20 protein-coding genes are annotated in these 22,190 nt (G+C 63.3%); 10 read left to right on the forward strand and 10 right to left on the reverse strand.

The window, feature by feature from the left end; translation table 11 throughout:
* Window positions 1-6 precede the first annotated feature (6 nt).
* From rfbD to BJP06_RS09125, 5 genes are all read right to left on the reverse strand, one after another.
* Window positions 7-1,299, reverse strand: a complete 1,293-nt coding sequence (rfbD, locus tag BJP06_RS09105; RefSeq protein WP_071573622.1) for a dTDP-4-dehydrorhamnose reductase — start codon at window positions 1,297-1,299, stop codon at window positions 7-9.
* Entirely contained in the window at window positions 1,299-2,285 is a 987-nt protein-coding gene (gene rfbB, locus BJP06_RS09110) for a dTDP-glucose 4,6-dehydratase (RefSeq protein WP_070975184.1), read from the reverse strand. The genes rfbD and rfbB overlap by 1 nt, the downstream gene beginning before the upstream one ends.
* A 6-nt stretch (window positions 2,286-2,291) precedes the next feature.
* On the reverse strand, window positions 2,292-3,473 hold the full coding sequence (locus tag BJP06_RS09115) for a hypothetical protein (protein ID WP_071573623.1): 1,182 nt from the start codon (window positions 3,471-3,473) through the stop codon (window positions 2,292-2,294).
* 16 nt (window positions 3,474-3,489) lie between these two features.
* Complete coding sequence (locus BJP06_RS09120) at window positions 3,490-4,629, reverse strand: alpha/beta hydrolase family protein (RefSeq protein ID WP_255365834.1); 1,140 nt, start codon at window positions 4,627-4,629, stop codon at window positions 3,490-3,492.
* Between the two features lie 603 nt (window positions 4,630-5,232).
* On the reverse strand, window positions 5,233-6,507 hold the full coding sequence (locus tag BJP06_RS09125) for an alpha/beta hydrolase family protein (protein ID WP_071573624.1): 1,275 nt from the start codon (window positions 6,505-6,507) through the stop codon (window positions 5,233-5,235).
* A gap of 107 nt (window positions 6,508-6,614) precedes the next feature.
* On the opposite strand from BJP06_RS09125, the gene lpdA reads away from it, so the two are divergent.
* The 8 genes from lpdA to BJP06_RS09165 all read left to right on the forward strand — a co-directional run bounded on the left by lpdA (window position 6,615) and on the right by BJP06_RS09165 (window position 14,592).
* Window positions 6,615-8,027 carry a dihydrolipoyl dehydrogenase gene (lpdA, locus tag BJP06_RS09130; RefSeq protein WP_177224299.1) on the forward strand — a complete coding sequence of 471 codons (1,413 nt, stop codon included), beginning with the start codon at window positions 6,615-6,617 and terminating at the stop codon, window positions 8,025-8,027.
* A 542-nt stretch (window positions 8,028-8,569) separates the two neighbouring features.
* Complete coding sequence (locus BJP06_RS09135; RefSeq protein WP_070363223.1) at window positions 8,570-9,343, forward strand: succinate dehydrogenase cytochrome b subunit; 774 nt, start codon at window positions 8,570-8,572, stop codon at window positions 9,341-9,343.
* Window positions 9,344-9,365: 22 nt separating this feature from the next.
* The gene (locus BJP06_RS09140) at window positions 9,366-11,384 is read left to right on the forward strand and encodes a fumarate reductase/succinate dehydrogenase flavoprotein subunit (protein WP_071573625.1); all 2,019 of its coding nucleotides are present in this window, start codon (window positions 9,366-9,368) and stop codon (window positions 11,382-11,384) included.
* Window positions 11,384-12,133, forward strand: coding sequence for a succinate dehydrogenase/fumarate reductase iron-sulfur subunit (locus BJP06_RS09145; protein WP_071573626.1), 750 nt, complete (start codon window positions 11,384-11,386; stop codon window positions 12,131-12,133). The genes BJP06_RS09140 and BJP06_RS09145 overlap by 1 nt, the downstream gene beginning before the upstream one ends.
* A gap of 30 nt (window positions 12,134-12,163) precedes the next feature.
* The gene (locus tag BJP06_RS09150) at window positions 12,164-12,532 is read left to right on the forward strand and encodes a hypothetical protein (protein ID WP_070363220.1); all 369 of its coding nucleotides are present in this window, start codon (window positions 12,164-12,166) and stop codon (window positions 12,530-12,532) included.
* Window positions 12,533-12,603: 71 nt separating this feature from the next.
* A complete protein-coding gene (locus tag BJP06_RS09155) occupies window positions 12,604-13,884 on the forward strand; it encodes a DUF445 domain-containing protein (protein ID WP_071573627.1) in 1,281 nt (426 codons plus the stop codon).
* 13 nt (window positions 13,885-13,897) lie between these two features.
* Window positions 13,898-14,287, forward strand: coding sequence for a CGLAU_01105 family protein (locus tag BJP06_RS09160; RefSeq protein ID WP_071573628.1), 390 nt, complete (start codon window positions 13,898-13,900; stop codon window positions 14,285-14,287).
* Entirely contained in the window at window positions 14,287-14,592 is a 306-nt protein-coding gene (locus tag BJP06_RS09165; RefSeq protein WP_256472911.1) for a DUF2516 family protein, read from the forward strand. Before BJP06_RS09160 ends, BJP06_RS09165 begins: the two co-directional genes overlap by 1 nt.
* A 6-nt stretch (window positions 14,593-14,598) precedes the next feature.
* On the opposite strand, the gene BJP06_RS09170 is transcribed toward BJP06_RS09165, so the two are convergent.
* The 3 genes from BJP06_RS09170 to BJP06_RS09180 are packed head-to-tail and all read right to left on the reverse strand — an operon-like array spanning window position 14,599 to window position 16,620.
* The gene (locus tag BJP06_RS09170; protein WP_070975190.1) at window positions 14,599-15,327 is read right to left on the reverse strand and encodes a DUF2993 domain-containing protein; all 729 of its coding nucleotides are present in this window, start codon (window positions 15,325-15,327) and stop codon (window positions 14,599-14,601) included.
* A 5-nt stretch (window positions 15,328-15,332) separates the two neighbouring features.
* Window positions 15,333-16,151 (reverse strand): SAM-dependent methyltransferase, encoded by an 819-nt coding sequence (locus BJP06_RS09175; protein WP_071573648.1) that lies wholly within the window; start codon window positions 16,149-16,151, stop codon window positions 15,333-15,335.
* Entirely contained in the window at window positions 16,144-16,620 is a 477-nt protein-coding gene (locus BJP06_RS09180) for a DUF2505 domain-containing protein (protein ID WP_070477357.1), read from the reverse strand. Before BJP06_RS09180 ends, BJP06_RS09175 begins: the two co-directional genes overlap by 8 nt.
* On the opposite strand from BJP06_RS09180, the gene BJP06_RS09185 reads away from it, so the two are divergent.
* On the forward strand, window positions 16,582-17,640 hold the full coding sequence (locus BJP06_RS09185; RefSeq protein ID WP_071573630.1) for a UDP-N-acetylmuramate dehydrogenase: 1,059 nt from the start codon (window positions 16,582-16,584) through the stop codon (window positions 17,638-17,640). The two genes, BJP06_RS09180 and BJP06_RS09185, sit on opposite strands and share 39 nt — an antisense overlap.
* Before the next feature lie 4 nt (window positions 17,641-17,644).
* On the opposite strand, the gene BJP06_RS09190 is transcribed toward BJP06_RS09185, so the two are convergent.
* Together BJP06_RS09190 and BJP06_RS09195 are read right to left on the reverse strand one after the other, a co-directional pair.
* Entirely contained in the window at window positions 17,645-19,360 is a 1,716-nt protein-coding gene (locus BJP06_RS09190; protein ID WP_071573649.1) for a long-chain-fatty-acid--CoA ligase, read from the reverse strand.
* A gap of 30 nt (window positions 19,361-19,390) precedes the next feature.
* Window positions 19,391-21,088, reverse strand: a complete 1,698-nt coding sequence (locus BJP06_RS09195) for a long-chain-fatty-acid--CoA ligase (protein WP_071573631.1) — start codon at window positions 21,086-21,088, stop codon at window positions 19,391-19,393.
* A gap of 128 nt (window positions 21,089-21,216) precedes the next feature.
* Here BJP06_RS09195 and BJP06_RS09200 point away from each other — a divergent pair, with 128 nt between their 5' ends.
* Window positions 21,217-22,185: a MinD/ParA family protein gene (locus BJP06_RS09200; RefSeq protein WP_071573632.1), complete on the forward strand. Its 969-nt coding sequence runs from the start codon at window positions 21,217-21,219 to the stop codon at window positions 22,183-22,185.
* Window positions 22,186-22,190: the final 5 nt, after the last annotated feature.

The raw sequence follows: 22,190 nt of genomic DNA on the forward strand, positions 1-22,190 counted from the left end.
TACAACCTACCCAAGATAGAGCGCCAACGCAGCTCTCCAGTTCATGGGGGCAAAGCCCGTCGCCTTAATCTTGTCCAGCGACAGCGTCGATTCCGCAGGCCGCGGCGCCTTGTCCCCGTACTCCTCCGAAGTCACCGGGTGTACCTGCGCGGGGTCCTTGCCCATCCCGATGAACACCGCCATTGCGATCTCGTCGCGGCCCACCGAATCCCCATCCGAAGTGATGTTGTACACCCCGTACTCTGCCTCGTTCGTGAGCAGGTGGCGGATGCCCTTCGCCAGGTCCTCCGCCGACGTCGGCCGCCCGCGCTGATCCTTCACCACCCGCGGCTTTGCGCCGGCCTCCGCGAGGGAGCGCATCGTCGCCATAAAGTTCGCCCCGTCCCCGAACACCCACGACGTGCGCACCACGTAGTGCTTGCGCGCCACCTGCGCCGCCGTCTCCCCGGCAGCCTTCGACGCCCCGTAGCGGCTCAGCGGGCTCGGCAGCTCCTCTTCCGTGTGTACCTCCTGCGTGCCGTCGAAGATGTAGTCGCTGGACACGTGCACCAACACCAAGTCGTGCTCATTGGCTACCCGCGCCAGCCGCGCCGGGGCCTCCGCGTTCACACGCCACGCGCCCGCCGGGTCATCCTCCGCGCCGTTGACATCGTTATACGCCGCACAATTGACCACCGCCCAGTACTGCGACCAGTCCACGCCCTCCAGATTCGTGATGTCCAGCTGCTCCCGCGTACAGAACTCCGCCTCATCCGGCCCGTAAAGCTCCTGCAGCGCCCGGCCCAGCTGGCCGTTCGCGCCCGTCACGAGGATTCTGCGCTGGGGGACTGGGGTGGCGTCGACAAGCATGGGGTGGGTGAGGTCAGCCTCCGAAAGCTCCGTGGGCTCCAGCGGCCACTCGACCTCCCTGTAGGAGCAGTAGGCGTACTGCGCGCCGGGCTGGTAACGCTCGTTGACCAGGTAAATGTACGTCGTGTCGTCCTCGAGCGCCTGAAAGCCGTTGGCCACCCCGCGCGGCACGAACACCGCCGTCTCCGGGCCGATCTCGCAGCTGAACGTCTCCCCGAACGTCGCTGAGCCCTCGCGCATGTCCACCCACGCCCCAAACACGCGGCCCGACGCCACCGACACCCACTTATCCCACGGCTCCGCGTGCATGCCGCGAGTCGCCCCGCGCCGCGCGTTGAAACTCACATTCTGCTGCACCGGCACCAGCTTCTGCCCGGCCCAGTTCTCCTTGAACCAGCCGCGGTTATCGCGGTGCACCGCAAGCTCGTGGACTTCCAACCCAGCAATCATTACTGTCCTCTCGCCTCATAACGCTTTTCGACGTCCCCCTTCGCCCCTTCCCACCACCAGCGGTTCTCGCGATACCACTCGATGGTTTGCTGCAGCCCATCGCGCAGATCTTTCGTGTAACGCGGCCGCCACCCCAGCTCGTTGGTGAGCTTCGTGGAGTCCATCGCGTAGCGCTGGTCGTGGCCGGGGCGGTCGTTGACGTGCTCGTACTCGCCACCCATCAGCTCGCAGATCATCTCGATGACCTGCTTGTTCGTGGTGTGGTCGTTGTCCGCGCCGATGTTATACGTCTCACCCAGCTTGCCGCGTTCCAGGATGGTCAGCACGGCGTCGTTGTGGTCGTCGACGTGGATCCAGTCACGCACCTGCGCGCCCGTGCCGTACAGCTTCGCGGGCTGCCCGCACAGGATGTTCGTGATCTGGCGCGGGATGAACTTCTCCACGTGCTGGTACGGCCCATAGTTGTTGGAGCAGTTCGAAATCGTCGCCTGAATACCAAAACTGCGGATCCAGGCCCGCACCAAATGATCCGAGCCGGCCTTCGTCGCCGAATACGGACTCGACGGCTTATACGGCGTCGCCTCCGTGAACTTCTCGTTGCCCGTCAGCGGCAGGTCTCCGAACACCTCGTCCGTGGAAATGTGGTGCAGCCGCGCCCCGTGCCTGCGCACTGCCTCCAACAACACATACGTGCCGATCAAATTCGAGTGAATAAACGGCGACGGGTCCTCCAACGAATTATCGTTATGCGACTCCGCCGCGAAATGCACCACCACATCCGACGCCCCCACCAAGTCACCCACCAGCGCCTCATTAGCGACGTCCCCCTCCACCAACTCCACGTCCAACCCCCGCAGATTCGCCGGGTTGCCCGCGTACGTCAGCTTGTCCAGGACCGTGACCTTGTAGTCAGTGCGCTCGGTGACCATCCGCACGAAATTCGCGCCGATGAAGCCCGCACCACCAGTGACCAGCATTGTTCCCATGGGCTTCTACCTTAGCCGGAGCGCCACCAAATGTACCGCCGCCCCCGCCAGCGGGCCCGCGAACAAGGCCGTGAGCACGACGGAGTGGACGTCGACACCCACGAGCCGCGGCATCACCCCCAGCACCGCGAACGCCACCGCCGTCGCCGTCAGCCACCCCGCGACGTACCAGCCGTGCCGCTCCAGCGACAGCACCGCCACCCCCGTAATAATCAGCGCGCCCATAAACGCCGACGCGAACGTGAGCACCCCAAGCGTCAACCCATCGACGTAAAACTCCGGGTCAAACGCCAGTTTTAGAATCCACGGGCCCACCGCCCACGCCGCGGCGAAGCCCACAACGCCCAGTCCGAGCACCGCAGCCACCGGCTGCACCAACGCCGCAAACAACGCTTCTCGACGCTCCACAAACCTCACCACCAGCGCCGACTGGAACCGCTGCAACGGCACCAATACTGGCGCCCGCGTCAAAATCACCGCGTTCATAATCGCAGCCACCGACGCCTGCGGGAACGCCGCGTTCACCGCCGTCGGGAATCCCGTGATCAGCGCCGCCGACGCCCCCGACGCCACCATCGCCGTCAACACCCGGCGCACAAACACCCCACGATGCACATCCAGCGGCACCCGCAAATGCTCCCGACGCAACACCACCAGCCAGCTCAACGCGCCGACCACCGTAATCACCAAAAACGCAGGCAGGCCCCACCCCAGCGCCCACGCCAGAAGCGCCAACACCAGCCGCACACCCGAATCCAGTGCCACCAACGCCGCGTAGCGCTCCCACAACTGCGCCCCCGACAGCACCCCGCCTAACACCGCCTGAAACACGTACATCACCAGGCCAACCTGCAGCAGAGCAGTGGCCGTCAGCGTACTTCCGGGAACAACGGTGCCGATGAACAGCGCGCCCGCCACCGCCGCCACAACGACCACCACCAGCGCCGTCCACGCCCCCAACCGCCACGGATTCGCCGAACCCCGCCGGCCATCCTCGCGCGCCGCCGCGACGGCACGCGTGGTCTCGTGGGTGAGGCCGTCGATAAGCCCGGTGGACGCGAAGAACAACCCCCAGTACGCAGCGAAGTAGCGGTAGGCCGAGTCGGCGTCGAGTGCTTTCGACGCCACCCACAACACCACAAAGCCGCTGACCGCCGCGAACAGCGTGGCAAAAGAAAGGTGCTTCACCTGGCGTTACATCGCCTTACATTCCGAACGACGGCGCGATCGTGGTAAACCACGCCTTGTGCAGATCCTCGCGCCAGTACGGCCACGAGTGCGTCCCCGCATTCCTGAACTCATACTGCGCCGGAATATTCAGGCCTTCCAGCTTCGCGCGCAAATCATGCGAACACTTATTAATCGCAGCCTCAATCACGCCGCCCTCAACCTGCAGAATCGCCGAACCGACACTCGCCGCAGGCTGCGGAAGCCCCTGGCCAACCAAGTAACTCACCTGATCCTGGCGGCCCGCCAGGCCGGTGCCCGTCGAAATGTACAAGCGGGTCCCGCGCAGCTTCTCCGCATTGACAAGCGCATCGTTATAGCGGTTATTCGGGCTGCCCATCGGGCCCCACATCATCTCCGGGGTCACCGTGCGGTAATCCAACGTTCCCGACGCCCGGTTCACCGTAATCCGGCCAAACTGGTACGCCTCAGGCGTCGACGTCGCCGCACACCCCGAGAAGGACGCCGCAGACTTATAGAACCCGGGGTAGTGTGTCGGCAACACCAGAGACGAGGTCCCCGACATCGAGAATCCCACAATCGAACGGCGATTCTTGTCCGCCCCCAGCAGCCCCTCAATCGGCCCCGGCAACTCCTTGACCAGGAACGTCTCCCACTTCTGTGGGCCGTTAATGTAGCGCGAGCGCACATTGTCACTCACCCAGTCCGTGTAGTACGAAAACGCGCCCTCCTGCGGAATCACAACATTGACGCCCTTGCCTGCGAAGAACTCGCGAGCATCACTCATGCTCAACCAGTCCTGGTGCTGCTCCGCACCACCAGCGCCGTTGAGCAGGTAGATCGTCGGCGCGTTCTGTACGCGCTGCCCCGCAGTATTCGTCGCAGGCAACACCGCCACCGGGATATCCCGGCGCATCGACGGCGAATACACCAAGAAGCTCAACACCTGCTTATGGTCAACCTTCTCGACCCACTTCTGCGGCTTCCCGTCCGTCTTCGCCAACGGTGGATTCGCAATTGCGTTCCAGGGCTTCACCGTACCCACGGGCTGGGCTGATGCTGCTGGCGTAACTGCTGGGATCGCCTGGAGTGCCGACAAAGGAATGGCTACAGCCATCGCTGTAGCCACAACCGAACGAGTGATGCGCTTCAACATGGAAGCCATCCTACTTTACAGATGTGGCAATTGGGGCTTCTGGTGTCACTTTGTTCGGCGTTTCGTGCAAGAATGTGGGAAGTATTTCGTTCTTACAGAATTTCTCTTTGAAAGAAGGTAGTTGCAATGAACCCGATCGAGTCCATGCAGGTCGCCATCAATAACGTCCTCGGTGAGCTGATCCACTTCGGCTCCTCGACGTCTTCCACCATCGCATACGGCATGGGCCTGTTCTAGGGGCTTGGCCCGCTTGAACCCGTCGCGCCACCTTTTGTTGGGTGGTGCGGCGGGTTTTGTGCTTGGTGCAGGGCGCTGCGCACCAAATTCCTAGTTTTCGGCGGGCAGGTTTTTGTTTCCCCAGGTCGCCGAGTAGGCGTGAAGGAATTTGGTGTCTTGTGGAAACGCTGGAGTGCCAAAAGGCGCAACCTTATTTAGGATAGACATTCAAACCTGCAGGTGAGAAAAGTGCTAGATGTTAAGGGTTGCGTCCTTTGGCACTGGTCGACCAGGGGGGCGCACCAAATCCCTAGTTTCGGCGGGATGGTTTGCGTTTCCCCAGGTCGCCGAAGGGGGCGTGAAGGAATTTGGTGTCTGGGGTGGGGGCTACAGCCCAAGCGCCGGCTTGATGGTCTGCTTCCAGGACAGCTCCAAGTCTTCCTTCCAGATGCGCCATGAGTGGGTGCCGGTGGCGCGCAGGTTGGCGTTGTATGGGATGTCGTTGGCCTTGAGCTTGACCAGCAGGTCGTGGGTGCAGGCGTTCATGGCGGCTTCGATCACGCCGCCCTCGACGATGAGGGTTTGGGCGTTCGCGGAGGCCTGGACGAAGTCCATGTCGCGGGTCTTGCGGAGGAAGCCGACGGTGTCACTTTCGGCGAAAAGGCCCGTTGCGCTGGAGATGTACAGCTTGGTGCCCTTGAGCTTCTCGGCGTTGACGAGGGCGTCGTTGTGTCGGTTGTACTCGCTGCCGGCGCGGCCCCACATCTCCTCGGGCTTGGCGCCGCCGCGGTTGACGGTGAGGTTGACCCAGCCGTTCGGGATGCCCGTCGAGGTAGCGGCGCAGCCGGAGAAGGAGCCGACGGCGGCGTAGCGTCCAGGGTTGTGCTCGGCAAGGAGGAGTGCTGAGGTGGCGGACATGGAGAACCCGACGACGGCGCGCTTGTCGTTGGCCTCGAGGTAGGGCTCGATGGCGTCGGGAAGCTCGGAGCCCAAGAATGTGGACCACAGCTGTTTGCCCTGCAGGTAGCGGGAGTTCGGCTCGTAGAGCCAGTCGATGTAGTAGGAGAACGCACCCGCCATCGGGATGACGACGTTGACCGGCTCGTCTTCGAAGACCTTCTTCACCACGGTTCCGGCCTGCGCGATCCAGTCAGTATCCTGCTCGGAGCCACCGGCGCCGTTGAGGAGGTAGATGGTCGGTGCGTTTGGTACGCCCGCGCGGATCACACCGACTGGGATGTCGCGTTCCATGGCGGGGGAGTAGACGCTGAGCTTCTCGGAGCCCTTGATGCCGTCGATGTTGGTGAACCAATACTGGTCGCCGCCGCTGGGTTTCTGCGGTGCGGTCTCCAGCTTCTTTACGCGCGCGATGGCATCGTTTGTGGTTTCGGCACCCTCGGCTGTGGGGATGTCGGCGTCATCAAGCGTGGGTTCGGTGCTGTCTTCCTCTACGACTTCGACGACCGTCGTTTCCTCAACCTTGGTTGTGGTCGTGGTGGTCTTCGAGGAAGAGGTCGTCGTCGCCTCACTTATCGACGTCTCCTCTACGCTCTGGGCGGCAGAAATAGTCGTTGCCTGTTCGGATGGTGTAACGGCATACCAGCCTCCTGCAGCGATCGCGACGGCGGAGGCTCCGGCGATGGCTGGGCGCGCAATATTCACGGGGTGCTCCTCAACTATTTGTAGGTGGTGAAGGGGGTCCTTCAAGCATTCTATTAAAGTGTCCGATATTGAAGCGAAAACGTTACAAGCAACGTATTCTATGGGGCGTGACTAAAGAGCATTATGACGTTGTTGTCCTCGGCGCTGGCCCTGGTGGCTATGTCGCCGCCATTCGAGCATCGCAGCTTGGGCTGAAGGTTGCGGTGATTGAGAAGCAGTACTGGGGAGGTGTGTGCCTCAACGTTGGGTGTATCCCCTCGAAGTCGTTGATTAAGAACGCGGAGATCGCCCACATCTTCAACCATGAAGCGAAGACGTTCGGCATCAAGGGTGATGTCGAGTTTGATTACGAAGACGCCCACAAGCGCTCCCGCAAGGTCTCCGAGAAGATCGTTGGTGGCGTGCATTACTTGATGAAGAAGAACAAGATCCAGGAGATCCACGGTCTTGGCTCCTTCACCGATTCCAACACGATCGAGATCACCGAAGGTGACGACAAGGGGAAGACCGTCACCTTCGACAACTGCATCATCGCGACCGGCTCCGTCGTGCGCACTCTGCCAGGCATCGAGCTGAGCAAGAACGTTGTCTCCTTCGAGGAGCAGATCCTCAACGAGGATGCACCGAAGTCCATGGTCATCGTGGGTGCGGGTGCTATCGGCATGGAGTTTGCGTACGTGCTGTCCAACTACGGCGTGGATGTCACCGTTATCGAGTACATGGATCGCGTCCTGCCGAACGAGGACAAGGACGTGTCCAAGGAGATCGCGAAGGCGTACAAGAAGCTCGGCGTCAAGCTCATGACCGGCCACGCAACCACCGCGGTGCGGGACAACGGTGACTCGGTCGAGGTGGACGTCAAGAAGAATGGCACCGACAAGACTGAAACGCTCACCGTTGAGCGCGTCATGATCTCTGTCGGCTTCGCCCCGCGCGTCGAGGGCTACGGCCTGGACAAGGCTGGTGTCGAGCTCACCGAGCGTGGCGCCATCGCTATCGACGACCGCATGCGCACCAACGTAGACGGCATTTACGCCATCGGCGACGTCACCGCGAAGCTGCAGCTCGCGCATGTTGCGGAGGCGCAGGGCATCATCGCCGCCGAGACCATCGCGGGTGCCGAAACCCTCGAAATCGAGGACTACATGATGACGCCGCGCGCCACCTTCTGCAACCCTCAGGTCGCCTCCATGGGCTACACCGAGGAGCAGGCGAAGGAGAAGTGGCCAGACCGCGAAATCAAGGTCGCGACCTTCCCGTTCTCCGCGAACGGCAAGGCAGTCGGCCTGGCTGAGACCGCGGGCTTCGGCAAGATCGTCGCCGACGCCGAATACGGCGAGATCCTCGGCGCTCACCTGGTTGGCGCCAACGTTGCCGAGCTGCTGCCGGAGGTCGTCCTCGCACAGCGCTTTGACCTCACCGCTGGCGAAATCGCCCGCTCTATCCACATTCACCCAACCCTGTCTGAGGTACTGAAGGAAGCGGCCCACGGCATCGAAGGCCACATGATCAACCTGTAGCCTTTTTCTTCTCGACGCCCGGTCCCGCCTGCTGGTGGGACCGGGTTTTGCGCTGTGTGGGTGGGGTTCTCGCTCAGTTGCCCTGCCTTCGCGCCTTCATACATTGCTCCGGTTGAGGCGTTAGAGGAGTGCGATGCTGGTCGCCTCTTTTGGCTGACCCTATCCGATTTTTGCCGACCTGCATCGCACGCTCCTAAGCCCACGCTTCGAACGTTTTGGGGGCGCGCTGACGGGGTAGTAAAAGGACCGCTCACCCTCCCATTTCCCGATGTTTGAAGCAGACTCTTGACTACCGACCTTTGGGGGTAGTTCGAAGATTTTATAGACGTTACGCGCAGGTCGTGAGTAACATCACAAATTAGGTTTACCTTGGTTTGTTCTCATACTGAATATGTGCAGGGTGTCGCCATGCTTAAAATTTCGAAAATTTGCCAAGCGCGTCCGGGCGGTGAATTTTGGGTGAAAATCAGGCGAAAGAAACATGCTCTGACTAGGCAATAGTGAAGAATGGTGCCTAAAGTGGTTACGACACTGGAGGTGCCATGACTGTACAAAAAACAGACCGTGAAGCAATTCGTCACGGAAAAATTACTGAGAAGCCGCTACGAGAGCGGCCAGGGTTCCCAACATGGGCAGTAAAGCTTGAAATGGCCATCACTGGCCTCATCTTCTCGCTCTTCCTTCTTGTTCATATGGTGGGCAACCTGAAGATTTTCATGCCGCTCAAGGCTGATGGCGGCGCACACATTGATGACTACGGCGAGTGGTTCCGCACGTTTGGTGAACCACTGTTCCCGCGCGGGGGATTCCTGTGGATTCTCCGTATCGTCCTGCTGACCTGCCTGATCCTGCACGTGTATGGTGCGTTCACTCTGAAGAAGCGTTCCGCCGAGTCGCGCGGTACGTTCAAGCGCACGAACCTGATGGGAGGCTGGCAGTCCACCGCTACGCGTTGGATGCTGGTGACCGGCGTCATCCTGCTGCTGTTCATCATTTTCCACATCCTGGATCTGACCGCGGGCACGGTTGTTGCTTCTGAGCAGTTCGTTCATGGCAATGTCCGTGACAACCTGATTGCAACCTTCGCTCCTGAGCGTTGGTACGTGACCCTGTTCTACCTGGTTGCCATGCTGGCGCTGCTGCTGCACCTGACGCACGGTGTGTACTTGGCAGTTTCTGACCTTGGATGGCTCGGCGAGCGTGGGCGCGGCGTAATGGTCGTGTTGGGGTACGTACTGCCGTTCATCGTTGTTCTTGGAAACGTCATCATGCCACTGGCCATCATGGCTGGTCTTATCCCGGGATACACCCGCTAACGGCTGATTAGGAGAAACTTTAATGACTACCTCTTTGAACCAGACGCAGGACGAGGTGTTCCGCCAGCCGGAGTCCTCGGCTCCTGGCGTCACCATTGGCCGCATTCTTGATAATGCAATGCCGGACCGCCACAAGGTTCGGATGAAGGACATGTGGGAGTACCAGAAGGACCACATGCAGCTGGTGTCCCCGCTGAACCGTCGCAAGTTCAAGGTCCTCGTTGTGGGCACGGGCTTGGCTGCCGGTGCTTCTGCCGCCGCATTGGGCGAGCTGGGCTACCAGGTACAGGTCTTCACGTATCATGACGCTCCTCGTCGTGCACACTCCATTGCCGCGCAGGGTGGCGTCAACGCTGCTCGCGGCAAGAAGGTTGATAACGACGGCGCGTACCGCCACGTGAAGGACACTGTCAAGGGTGGCGACTACCGCTGCCGTGAGGCTGACTGCTGGCGCCTGGCCGTCGAGTCGGTCCGCGTGATTGACCACATGAACGCGATTGGTGCTCCGTTCGCGCGTGAGTACGGTGGCTCCCTGGCTACCCGTTCCTTCGGTGGTGTGCAGGTCTCCCGTACCTACTACACCCGTGGCCAAACGGGCCAGCAGCTGCAGCTGTCCACCGCTTCGGCGCTGCAGCGTCAGATCCACTTGGGCAACGTTGAGATCTTCACGCACAACGACCTGATCGATCTGATCATTACTGAGGAAGACGGCAAGAAGCGTTGCCGCGGTATTGTTACCCGCAACCTGATTGACGGCTCCCTGACCCCGTTCACCGGCCATGCTGTTGTGCTGGGTACCGGTGGTTACGGCAACGTGTACCACAAGACCACGTTGGCGAAGAACTCGAACTCCTCCGCGATGATGCGTGCGCACGAGCTTGGTGCGTACCTGGCGTCGCCGGCGTTCATTCAGTTCCACCCGACCGGCCTGCCGCTGAACGCGAGCTGGCAGTCGAAGACGACGCTGATGTCCGAGTCCCTGCGTAACGACGGCCGCATTTGGACCCCGAAGGAAAAGGGTGACGACCGCGACCCGAACACCATTCCAGAGGACGAGCGCGATTACTTCCTGGAGCGTCGTTACCCGGCGTTCGGTAACCTCGTGCCGCGTGACGTTGCGTCTCGTGCTATTTCGCAGCAGCTTAACGCCGGTTTCGGTGTTGGCCCGCTGCACAACTCGGCGTACCTGGACTTCAAGGATTCCATCGAGCGCCTCGGTGAGGACACTATCCGTGAGCGTTACGGCAACCTCTTCGAGATGTACGAGGACTCCACCGGCGAGAACCCATACAAGGCCCCGATGCGTATTGCGCCGACGGTGCACTTCTCCATGGGTGGCCTGTGGACCGACTTCAACGAGATGACGTCTATCGACGGCCTCTTCGCAGCCGGCGAGTGCTCCTGGACCTACCACGGTGCGAACCGCCTGGGCGCGAACTCGCTGCTGTCCGCATCGGTTGACGGCTGGTTCACCATTCCGTTCACGGTGCCGAACTACCTGGCGGATCACCTGAACGAGCCGGTGTACGCAGAGGATGCACCTGCATCCGTTGAGGCTGTACAGCGTGCGCAGCAGCGCATCGACAGCCTGATGAACATCAAGGGCTCCGACCCACACGGTCCGGAGTACTACCACGTCAAGCTGGGCGAGATCCTCTACCTGCACTGTGGCGTGGCACGTACCGCCGACAGCCTGCGCGAGGGCATCGACAAGATCCGCGCACTGCGCGATGACTTCTGGGCGAACCTCCACATCCCAGGCCGCGCTGATGAGATGAACCAGGTCCTCGAGGCTGCGCTTCGCCTGGTTGACTACATCAACCTCGGCGAGCTGATGTGCATCGACGCACTTGACCGCGACGAGTCCTGTGGTGCTCACTACCGCATGGACCACCTCACCGAAGACGGCGAGGCCCGCCGTGACGATGAAAACTGGTGCTTCGTTTCCGCATGGGAGACCGTGGGCAACGACCAGTTCGTGCGTCACGCCGAGCCACTGTACTTCGATTCGATCCCACTGATGACGAGGAACTACAAGTAATGAAACTGACACTTGAGATCTGGCGTCAGGCCGGACCCGATACTGAAGGCCACTTCGAGACCGTCGAGGTGCCGGACGCAGTTGAGCAGATGTCTATCCTGGAGCTGCTCGACCACGTCAACAACCAATTTGTTGAGGAAGGCAAGGAGCCTTTCACCTACGCTTCTGACTGCCGCGAGGGCATCTGCGGTACCTGTGGTTTGACCATCAACGGTCGCCCACACGGTGCGGACCAGAACGTCCCTGCATGTCTGCAGCGCCTGGTGAACTACAACGACGGCGACACCCTCAAGATTGAGCCGTTCCGCTCCGCTGTGTTCCCGGTCATCAAGGACCTCGTGGTTGACCGCTCCGCGCTCGACCGCGTGATGCAGCAGGGCGGCTACGTCTCCGTCTTCCCGGGTACCGCCCCAGACGCAGACACCCTGTCCGTCAACCACCACGATTCCGAGCTTGCACTCGACTACGCAGCCTGCATCGGCTGTGGTGCTTGTGTGGCTGCGTGCCCGAATGGCGCCGCGCACCTGTTCACTGGTGCTAAGCTGAAGCACTTGAAGCTGCTGCCACTGGGCAAGCTGGAGCGTGGCCGTCGTGCACGCAAGATGATCGACGAGTTGGAAACCAACTTCGGTCCTTGCTCCCTGTACGGCGAGTGCGCAGACGTCTGCCCTGCAGGCATTCCGCTGGATGCGGTCGGCGCGATCAACGCCGAGCGTGTCCGCGCGGCCGCCCGCGGCGGCGACGACTAAACAGAGAATAAAACGAGGAAGGAAACAACGATGGCGTCCCAACATGCTGTAGCTGATATCCGCAGTGAATCGTTCCCTGAGTACGAGGGCAAGATTCAGGACCTGTACGTCGAAGGCTACGACCCGGTGTCGTACTCCGCGCCGCACTCTTCGCTGCTGCGCTACTCCACGTGGGTAGCGATGGGCCTGATCTTGGCGTCACTGTTCGGTATGGGGCTTGCCATCTGGGGCGCAACTGTTGGCACGTACGGGTATGGTGCGTCTGCTGAGGTCAGCAGCCAGCTCATCCTGTACGGCCTCGTAGAGGCGGTTGTGACGTTAGTGCTCGGCGCGTTCCTCATCGTGAAGGGTCGCGCGGCCTACCGTCAGTACCGCGAGCAAACCGGTCGCGTCAACTAGCGGCTACCTCCAGGTCTCCCCGTCACCACGCTCAATATGGTGGCGGGGAGATTTTTGCTTTAATCAAGTGCATGGCTACACACGCGTTAATGGAGCTCACCGAGGCGGACGAACAGCGCCGCAGGACACTGCGGAAGTACAAGATCGGGGTGACGGCCCTGCTTGGGCTGATGGCCGTGATCTTCCTGACGTGTTCGTGGTGGCAGTCGCAGGGCACCGCGCCGTTGTGGGTGGGGTACGTGCGCGCGGCGGCGGAGGCCGGGATGGTCGGCGGGCTGGCGGATTGGTTCGCGGTCGCGGCGATCTTTAAGCACCCGATGGGGCTGCCTATCCCGCACACGGCCCTGGTGCCGAACAAGAAGGACCAGGTGGCTGACGCGCTGAGTGACTTCGTGAGTGAGAACTTCCTCAACGCGGAGACCATCACCGAGAAGGTGATGGCGGCGGGCATCCCGGAGCGTGCCGGAAGGTGGTTGTCGCTTGAGAAGAACGCGAAGCGGGTGTCGGAGGAGGTCGGCAAGTTTACGGTCAAGGCCGTTGAGGCGGTCGACCCTGCGGAGGCTGAGGAGTTCCTCAACTCGCAGGTCATTGACCGGTTCGCGGAGCCGATCTGGGGCCCGCCGATCGGGCGCGCGCTGGAGGGCTTCATCGCGGACGGCAAGATCGAGCCGGTGGTCGACGACATCGTCGCCTGGGGCAACGAGCGCCTCGCCGGCATGGAGGACGCCATCGTCCGCACCATCGATGAGCGCATGCCCGCTTGGGCCCCGAAGTTCGCCAAGGACCTGGTCGGTGCGAAAGTTTATAACGAGCTGGTGGCGTTCATGGCGGACGTCGATAAGGACAAGGACCACGAGGCTCGCCGAGCTATTCGACGCCAAATCAACCAGTTCGCGCAGGACCTGCAGTTCGACGGCGCCATGATCACTCGTGTGGAGGAGCTGAAGGCGGACGTGATGGCGTCGAATGCGGTGCAGAACGCGGCCGCTGGGCTGTGGGGGCAGGTGTCGGCGGCGATTATTGAGTCGGCGTCGGATCCGGAGAGTTTGGTGCGTCGAAAGATAGCCCTGACAGTGCACGAGTGGGGCGAGAAGCTGGTCAACGAGCCGGCGACTCGTGAGGCGGCCGAGCGCAACCTGCAGAAGTGGACGCACTTCGCTGCGGAGAACGGCGCGGGCCAGATCGTCGGGATCATTTCGGAGACGATTCAGAAGTGGGACGGGCACGAAGCCGCCGACAAGATCGAGCTGATGGTGGGCAAGGATCTGCAGTACATCCGCGTGAACGGCACGATCGTGGGTGCATTGGCCGGACTTGTTATATACGCTGTGTCACAGTTGCTGTTTTTCTAAAAGGAGAATGATGATGTCTGAGAACAATTCTGGTCTGCGCGATATTGCGGATGCGTTGCTGGTTGCTGGGCAGTCGGTCGGGGAGGCCGTCGGCAAGCTGGGCGGCGATGTGACTGATCAGCTGAAGCAGGCTGTGGACAATGCTCGCAGCACGTTTGACGGTGCGGGCGACGACAAGGAGCTGAAGGACGCAGTGTCCTCCTTTGCGAGCGACGCCGAGTCCATCGTGCGCAACATCGGTGATTCCGCGGAGGCCGGCGAAGCCAAGGACGCGTTCAAGCTGGTCGCTGAGGAGATCCGCGATGCGTTCGGCAACATCGACGCTGATGACGCGAAGCAGCGCATCGAGTCCGTGGTTGCGCGTGTGCAGGAGCGCGTCGCTGACCTGGGCGGCAAGAAGTAATGTCCCTCACTGCTGAGCAGCTGATCATGTCGCTGCCCGTGATGGCGAACGCGCTGCTGTTTTGGGTGCTGGCCATCGCGGGCATTGTGGCGGCGGTGATGGCGGCGTCGACGCGCCCGGACGCGTTTGAGGCGGCGGGGCGTCAGTCGAAGGGCACGTGGGTGGCCATCCTGGCAGGTTCCGCGTTCGCCTGCATGCTGTCGTTGCCGTTCGTGGCGTGGATCGGCGCGGTCGCTATCGGTGTGTACTACTTCGATGTGCGGCCGCAGATCAACAACATTTTGCGGGGGAACTACGGCTGGTAAGCAGGCCTACTGCTGGTAGGCCTGAAGTTCGGCGAAGTCCACGTTGTGGCCCTGCATGGTAACGCGGAGGCCGCCGGGGACGACGTCGAAGCCGGTGATGCGCATCGTCTGGTCGGTGTACTCGGCCACGCCGTTGGTGAGGGCCTCGGTAATCGCGGAGGAGATCTCATCCGGCAGCGTGTTGCCGAACAGCGAGGTGTCGACGGCCTGGACGGAGAACCCGCCGGCGTCGTCAATTTCGGGGCGAAGTGAAACCGCAGCGGCGCCACCGCTGAACTCGACGGTGAATGTGCCGTCCTCGGGGGAGGTGGTCACCTCGGACACGTTGATGAGCGCGGAGAGGAAATCGCTGCCGATGTTCTGCTGCAGCTGCGTGTTCAGCATCGCGCGCACGAACTCGCTCGGAACCTCGGTGGTGGCGGTCAGGGTGTCCGCGACGGACTTGCCGCTGGCGTCGACCTTGATGGAGTCCATCTCCACAGTGGAGGCTGGCTGGCCGGTGGTTTCGTCGCCGTTGACCACCAGTGTGGATGGCGTGGTCACCGTGACGTGCGGGATGGTGCCGCGCAGCATGCCCAGCGTCAGGGGGGAAGCGCCGAAGGAAACCTCGGTGCCCTCCGGGGCTTGGTCACGCATCTGGCTGCCGATGTAGGCGCGTGAGCCGGCCTCGGCGGCGATGAATAGGACCAGGATGGCGGCGAGGATGCCGATCAGGACTTTCCAGACGGTTTTCATGCGCACTAGTGTAGCGACTCACCTTTGGGCGCCACAGCCGCCCAGTCGACGGTGACGGTGTTATCGCTGAGGCGGCGGCGCACCGGAGTGATCGGCCAGTCACGGGCGAGCGCCTCGCGGGCGTGGCGCCACCGCACGCGCGGGCCGTGCGGTTCCCAGCCGGCGGCGTGTTCCCAGGCGGAGTCGGCGTCGCGAAGAAAGTCGTGGATGGGCTCGCCCGGGACGTTGCGGTGGATGAGCGCCTTCGGTAGGCGTTCGGCGAGGTCGCTGGGCGTCGAAATGTCGAATGGGTCCCAGGACAGGGTGAGGGTTTGGGGGCCGGTGGCGTCGAGAAGTACCCAGGTGCTGCGGCGGCCGAGCTCGTCGCAGGTGCCCTCGATGAAGAGACCGCCGGGTGCGAGCTTGGAGGTGACGGTGCGCCACACGTCGGGGACTTCCGCGACGTCGTACTGGCGCAGCACGTTGAACGCGCGCACAAGCTGCGGCTGGTAGCCGGCGAGCTCAAACCCGCCGAGCTCGAAGCGGACGCCGTCGCGCGGCGGGAGGACCCGCTCGGGGTTGATCTCCAGGCCCACGACCTCGACGTTGGGGTTGATGCGCCGCAGCCAGCCCGCCCACTCGCAGGTGGTGGTGTGGGAGGCGCCGTAGCCGACGTCGAGTGCTAGTGGGGTTCCTTCGCGCAAAAGCGAAATGACCCGCGCGTTGTGGCGGGTCCATCGATCGCAGCGTCGCAGTCGGTTGATGCCGGTCGTGCCCCGGGTGATCACCCCGTAGGGCTGCCCGTGGCCCGCCTGCGAGCGCAGATTGTGGTGGTGCTTAGAGATTGTTGGAGATCCATTCCTCGGTGAGCTTCGCCTCGTTCTCGACGATCTCCTCGAGCGCCTCAGCAACCTTCGGCTCCAGCGCAGCGCCCATGAACGGGATGTCTACCTTTGCCTCGTTGTCGTAGGCCAGGGAGGTGGTGTCGCCGTTGTCGGTCAGCGTGATCTCGCCGCCGAAATCGACCGGAGTGCCCTTGACGTCACCGGTGAAGGTGATCGGGTCGGTGCCGGTGTTGACGGTGCGCTTCAGCTTCAGGTCCTGCGAAATCATGGCCTGCGCTGCCTCAGGCAGGATGGACTTCGGCAGGATCTCGAAGAGGACGGCAGTGGAGCCGTCGAACTCGTGGAGCTCGCCCGGTTCGGGGGAGAGCTTCTCCGCGATGAACGCCCAGTAATCCTTGCTTGCGAAGGCGTCGCGCACCTTCTGGGCAGGATGGTTGATGGTTACGGTGATTTCACTACGTGCAGTCATAGTGAACAGACTACCGTTGATGGGGTGTCTGATACATCTTTTGCCTCAATGACAACTCTGCGCGTCGGCGGCACCCCCGCTGATGTGATCCGCTGCGACACCGCCGAGGACCTCGCTGCGACGGTCGCGCGCCTCGACGCCGCAGGCACGCCGCTGCTCATCGTTGGTGGCGGCTCCAACTTGGTGGTCGCCGACGGCCCGCAGGCAGTCACTGCTGTGCTCGTGCGCAACCCCGGCATCGAACTTATCGACGCCACCACCCTCCGCGTCGGCGCCGGCACCGTGTGGGACGACGTGGTTGCCTACGCCGTGGAGCACGGCCTGGCGGGCATTGAGGCCCTGTCCGGCATCCCGGGCTCCGCGGGTGCCACGCCGGTACAGAACGTGGGGGCCTACGGCGCCGAGATCGCTGACGTGCTGCACCGCGTCCGCCTGTGGAACCGAGAGACCGGCGTGGACGAGTGGGTTACCCCGGAGTCGTTGGAGCTGGCATACCGCTACTCCAACCTGAAGTTCACCCACCGCGCCGTGGTCCTCGAGATCGAGCTGAAACTGACCAAGTCGGACCTGTCGGCGCCGCTGCGCCACCTCGGCGGCAAGCGGGTCCCACTCGCGGAGGCACGCGCATCCGTCCTGGAGACGCGCCGGGCGAAGGGCATGGTGCTCGACCCGGCCGACCACGACACCTGGTCCGCAGGCTCCTTCTTCACCAACCCGGTGGTGGACGCCTCGGTCGCAGATGCGATCGGTATTGAGGGGATGCCGCGCTACCCACAGGAGGACGGGCGCGTGAAGCTCTCCGCCGCCTGGCTCATCGAGCGCGCCGGGTTCCCGCGCGGCTACCCCGGCGAGCACGCCCCGGCCCGCCTGTCCACCAAGCACACCCTGGCGCTGACGAACCGGGGCAACGCCAAGGCCGACGACATCGTGGCCCTGGCCCGCGACGTGCAAGCCGGTGTGGAGCGCGCATTCGGCGTCCGGCTCGTGCCGGAGCCGGTGTGGGTCGGGATGTCGATCTAATCACCTACAGGCGGGACAGGAGCTCTTCCTGCACCTTGCGGCGCGACAGCTTGCCCAGCTGGTCCTTCGGCAGTTCCTCGAAGTGGTAGAAGGTGCGCGGCACTTTGTAGCGGGTGAGGTTCTTGCGCGCGAAGTCCTTCAGGCCGTCCGGGTCGAGTGGGGCGCCGTCGCGAAGTGTCACGCAGGCAACGACGTCCTCGGAGCCGTCCTCGCGCGGGCGGCCGACGACGGCGACGTCGACAACATCGGGGTGGGTGCGCATGACCGTTTCCACCTCGGCGGGGTAGACGTTGAACCCGCCGGTGATGATGAGCTCCTTGAGGCGGGAAACGAGCTTGATGAAGCCGTCCTCCTCCATGACGCCGAGGTCGCCGGTGCAGAACCAGCCGTCGTGGAAGGCCTGCTCGGTGGCTTCAGGGTTGTTGAGGTAGCCCGCGAAGACCTGCGGGCCGCGGGCGAGGATTTCGCCGGGCTCGCCGTAGGGCATGTCCTCGTCCAGGTTGTCGGGGTTGACGATGCGGATCTCGGTGTCGGGGAAGGGGATGCCGATGTAGCCCGCGCGGCGGTCCGCGGTGCCCGGGTTACCGATCAGGATCGGGGAGGTCTCGGTCAGGCCGTAGCCTTCGACGAGGTGGCCGTGGGTGACGCGCTCCCACGCCTCGATCGTCTCGACGGGCAGGGAGGCCGCGCCCGAAAACCCGGTGTTGACACCGTTGATGTTGAGGCCTTCGTTGTTGGCGGCGTCGATAATTCGCTCGAACACGGTGGGCACGCCGGGGATGAAGGTGGGCTTGAACTTCTTGATGGAGCCCATGACGAGGTCCATTTTTGGCGCCGGCAGTAGGTCGACCTCGGAGCCGATGAGCACCGTGAGCGTCAGCGAGAAGGTGAGGCCGTAGGCGTGGAAGAACGGCAGGGTGGCCAGCATGCGCTGCTGCGACTCGGACTGCAGGTCCTTGACCCACGCGACGCCCTGCCAGGCGTTGGCGTGCAGGTTCTTGTGGGAGAGCACCGCGCCCTTCGGCTCCCCGGTGGTGCCGGAGGTGTAGAGGATAAGGGCTGGGTCGTCGGGTGCAATGCCGGCCTCGGTGGCCAGATCGTCGCCCTCGCCGCCGATGGCGGAGCCGAGCAGCGTCTCCCACGGCACCGTCTTGAGCACAGTGTTTGAGCTTTGCACGGTGAGCTGCTCGCGGGCGTTGCGGATCTTCGCGATCGGGATGCGCAGCGCGAGCTGCTGCAGCTTCGGCATCGCCTTGGTCATGTCGACGGAGATGACCGTCTCCAGGTCGGTGCTGGCGCGCAGCGCCTCGAGGGTGTCGGCCGCCTTATCCCAGGCGATGGCCACGCGGGCGCCGTGGTTCTTAAACTGCGGGCGAAGCTCGTTCGCGGTGTAGAGCGGGTTGTGCTCGACGACGACGCCCCCAAGCTTCTGCACCGCGAAGAACGCGATGACGTGCTGCGGGCAGTTCGGCAGCAGGATGGCCACGCGGTCGCCCTTGCGCACGCCGAAGGCCTTGAGCCCGGCGGCGGCGCGGCGGACTTCCTTGTCCAGCTCGCCGTAGGTCATGGAGCGGCCGAAGAACCTGGTCGCTGGCTTGTCGGCGTTGCGTTCCAGGTTGTCGTCGTAGATGCCTGGCAGCGTGGTGAACCCGTACTCGAGCGAGTGCGCGGTCCACTCCGGGTAGTACTGCAGCCATGGCTTTGTGGTGTTTGCGTCCAAGGTCATGGCCCTACCCTACGCTACCGTAACCTATTGTGTGGACTGCAGCATGGCCACCAATTCTTGCTGGACCGCGCGGCGTCGGATCTTGCCGGTCTGGTCCCGGTTCAAGTCCTCGAAATGGTAGAAGGTGCGCGGCACCTTGTAGCGGGTCAGGCGCTGGCGAGCGTGCTCCTTCAACCCTTCCGGGTCGAGCGGGGCGCCGTCGCGAAGCGTGACGCATGCGACGACGTCCTCGGAGCCGTCCTCGCGCGGGCGGCCGACGACGGCGACGTCCTCGACGTCTGGGTGCGTGCGCACCGCCTCCTCGACCTCGTCCGGGTAGACGTTGAATCCGCCGGTGATGATGATTTCCTTGATGCGCGCCACCAGGCGGATGAAGCCGTCGGGCTCCATGACGGCCATGTCGCCGGTTCGGAACCAGCCGTCGTGGAAGGACTTCTCGGTGGCCTCTGGGTTGTTGAGGTAGCCGGAGAACACCTGCGGGCCGCGCGCGAGCAGCTCGCCGGGTTCGCCGTCGGGCATGGTCTCGCTGGGGTTGTCCGGGTTCGCGATGCGGATCTCGGTGTTCGGGAACGGCACGCCGATGTAGCCGGGGCGCCGGTTGCCGTCGAGGGGGTTGCCGCACAGGATCGGGGAGGTTTCGGTGAGCCCGTAGCCTTCGATGAGCTGTCCGCCGGTGACGCGTTCCCACAGCTCAATGGTGCTTTGCGGCAGGGTTGCGGCACCGGAGATCGCGCTGTGGAAGGAGGAGAGGTCCACATGCTTTTCGACGGCCCACTCCGCAATCCGCTCGTACAGCAGCGGCACGCCGGGCAGGAGGGTGGGGCGCGTCTTCAAGATGGCTTGCTGGTAGAGCTTCGGCTTCGGCGCCGGGACGAGCACCATCTGGCCGGCGACGGTCAGCGGGAACCCGTAGTTCAGGGCCAGGCCGTAGATGTGGAACATTGGCAGGATGGCGAGCACCTTCTCGTTGACGGCGCCCCAGTCCTTCACCCACTGGGTGCCGGCGGCGAGGACGGAGAGCACGTTGGCGTGCGTCAGCGGCACGCCCTTGGGGGTGCCGGTGGTGCCGGAGGTGTACAGGATGAACGCGGTGTCGGACTGTGCGATGGTCGGCAGATCCGTCGGTGTTGCAGGTTTCGCCACGAGGGATTCCCACGAGATCGCCTTCGGTGCGGGTGTGTGCAGTTCCTCGCGCTGGGCGCGCACCGACCCGAGCGGCACCTGCAGGGCGAGCTGCAGGTGGCGGGGCATGGCGTCGATAAGGTTGACGGCGATGACGGTCTCGAGCGCCGTCGTTTCCTGCAGCGTGTGGAAGGTCTCGGCCTCCCGGTCGAAGACGATGGCCACGCGCGCGCCGTGGTCCAGGAACTGTTTCTCCAGCTCGTAGGCGGTGTAGAGCGGGTTGTGCTCGATGGCGACGGCCCCGATGCGCAGGATCGCGGTGATGGCGATGACGTGCTGCGGGCAGTTCGGCAGCGCGATGACAACGCGGTCGCCAGGTGCGACGCCGAGGCGCTGCAGGGCGGCGGCGAAGCGGTTGACCTGCTCGTTGAGGGCTTGGTAGGTGAGTGTTTTGCCCATGAACCAGGTGGCTGCGCGGCCCGGGTGGGTGGTTGCGGCGGTATTGAACAGGCTGACGAGGGTGTCGCTGCCGACGATCGGGTGCGGGTCGGTCCATTCGGGGTAGTGCGTAAGCCAGGCTTTGGTTTCGTAGGCGCCCATAAACACTCCTTTTGTTAGCTAGTCGAAAGTAGGTGAGGGAAAGTATAACCTACGGTTTGGTAGGTTTTGCTAGTTTTCCACATCAGGTACGCTCGTGAGCCACTGGGGAAACACAAGGGGGGATTCCATTGACCACATTTTTCGACGCCACCACCGACCTCACACCGCCAACCGGCCTCGACCAAAGCAACCTGGTCGATCCCGTGAAAGCACCGCCAAAACAGGGCTGGCGCAAACTCGTCCACAGCGCCAGCCGCGGCCGCATCAACCCTGGGCGCTCCCGCGCCCAAGCCGAACGCGACGAACTCATCGACGCCATCCGCGCACCCCTGCGCGGCGACTACCGGATTGCCGTCATGTCGCTGAAAGGGGGCGTCGGCAAGACAACAACCACCATCGCCCTCGGCGGGGTGTTCGCCGAAACCCGCGGCGACCGCGTCATCGCCATCGACGCCAACCCGGACCTCGGCACGCTCGCGCAACGCGCCACCGCCAACTCACCCGCCACCATCCGCGACCTCCTGCTCGCGAAAGACACCTCGCGGTACCCGCAGGTCCGGGCATTTACCAACCAGGCCAGCTCGCGCCTCGAAGTCATCGGCTCCGAACGCGACCCGGCCGTCAGCGAAGCCTTCTCCGAGCTCGACTACCGCAAAGCCATCGACATCCTGCAACACCACTACAACGTCATCCTCACCGACTGCGGCACCGGCCTCATGCACTCCGCCATGGCTGGCGTCCTCGACCTGGCCAACGCGCTCGTCCTGGTCACCTCGCCAGCCCTCGACGGCGCCCAATCAGCTGCCGCCACCCTCGACTGGCTCAGCCTCCACGGCTACGACCAGCTCGCCTCCAACGCGGTCGTCGTCATCAGTGCGGGCGCGCCGGGCAAACCCACCATTGATATGGAGCGCCTCACCGAACACTTCGCCGCCCGCACCCGCGCCGTCCACGCCATCCCATACGACCGCCACCTGGCCGAAGGTGCCGTCGTCGATATGGACCGCCTCGCACCCGACACCCTGCGCGCCTACCAGCAGCTCGCTGCGACCGTCGCAGCCGACTTCGGTTCGTGGCACCGCCACGCGGTGATGTAATACGC

Source organism: Corynebacterium sp. NML120713, assembly GCF_001875735.1.
Taxonomy (GTDB): Bacteria; Actinomycetota; Actinomycetes; order Mycobacteriales; family Mycobacteriaceae; genus Corynebacterium; species Corynebacterium pseudogenitalium.

What these genes read in the sequence shown, in the direction of transcription:
- rfbD (WP_071573622.1), bottom strand. Translation starts at nt 1,299, where the DNA reads ATGATTGCTGGGTTGGAAGTCCACGAGCTTGCGGTGCACCGCGATAAC.
- rfbB (WP_070975184.1), bottom strand. Translation starts at nt 2,285, where the DNA reads ATGGGAACAATGCTGGTCACTGGTGGTGCGGGCTTCATCGGCGCGAAT.
- BJP06_RS09120 (WP_255365834.1), bottom strand. Translation starts at nt 4,629, where the DNA reads ATGTTGAAGCGCATCACTCGTTCGGTTGTGGCTACAGCGATGGCTGTA.
- BJP06_RS09135 (WP_070363223.1), top strand. Translation starts at nt 8,570, where the DNA reads ATGACTGTACAAAAAACAGACCGTGAAGCAATTCGTCACGGAAAAATT.
- BJP06_RS09140 (WP_071573625.1), top strand. Translation starts at nt 9,366, where the DNA reads ATGACTACCTCTTTGAACCAGACGCAGGACGAGGTGTTCCGCCAGCCG.
- BJP06_RS09145 (WP_071573626.1), top strand. Translation starts at nt 11,384, where the DNA reads ATGAAACTGACACTTGAGATCTGGCGTCAGGCCGGACCCGATACTGAA.
- BJP06_RS09150 (WP_070363220.1), top strand. Translation starts at nt 12,164, where the DNA reads ATGGCGTCCCAACATGCTGTAGCTGATATCCGCAGTGAATCGTTCCCT.
- BJP06_RS09155 (WP_071573627.1), top strand. Translation starts at nt 12,604, where the DNA reads ATGGCTACACACGCGTTAATGGAGCTCACCGAGGCGGACGAACAGCGC.
- BJP06_RS09160 (WP_071573628.1), top strand. Translation starts at nt 13,898, where the DNA reads ATGTCTGAGAACAATTCTGGTCTGCGCGATATTGCGGATGCGTTGCTG.
- BJP06_RS09165 (WP_256472911.1), top strand. Translation starts at nt 14,287, where the DNA reads ATGTCCCTCACTGCTGAGCAGCTGATCATGTCGCTGCCCGTGATGGCG.
- BJP06_RS09170 (WP_070975190.1), bottom strand. Translation starts at nt 15,327, where the DNA reads ATGAAAACCGTCTGGAAAGTCCTGATCGGCATCCTCGCCGCCATCCTG.
- BJP06_RS09185 (WP_071573630.1), top strand. Translation starts at nt 16,582, where the DNA reads ATGGTTGATGGTTACGGTGATTTCACTACGTGCAGTCATAGTGAACAG.
- BJP06_RS09180 (WP_070477357.1), bottom strand. Translation starts at nt 16,620, where the DNA reads ATGACTGCACGTAGTGAAATCACCGTAACCATCAACCATCCTGCCCAG.
- BJP06_RS09195 (WP_071573631.1), bottom strand. Translation starts at nt 21,088, where the DNA reads ATGGGCGCCTACGAAACCAAAGCCTGGCTTACGCACTACCCCGAATGG.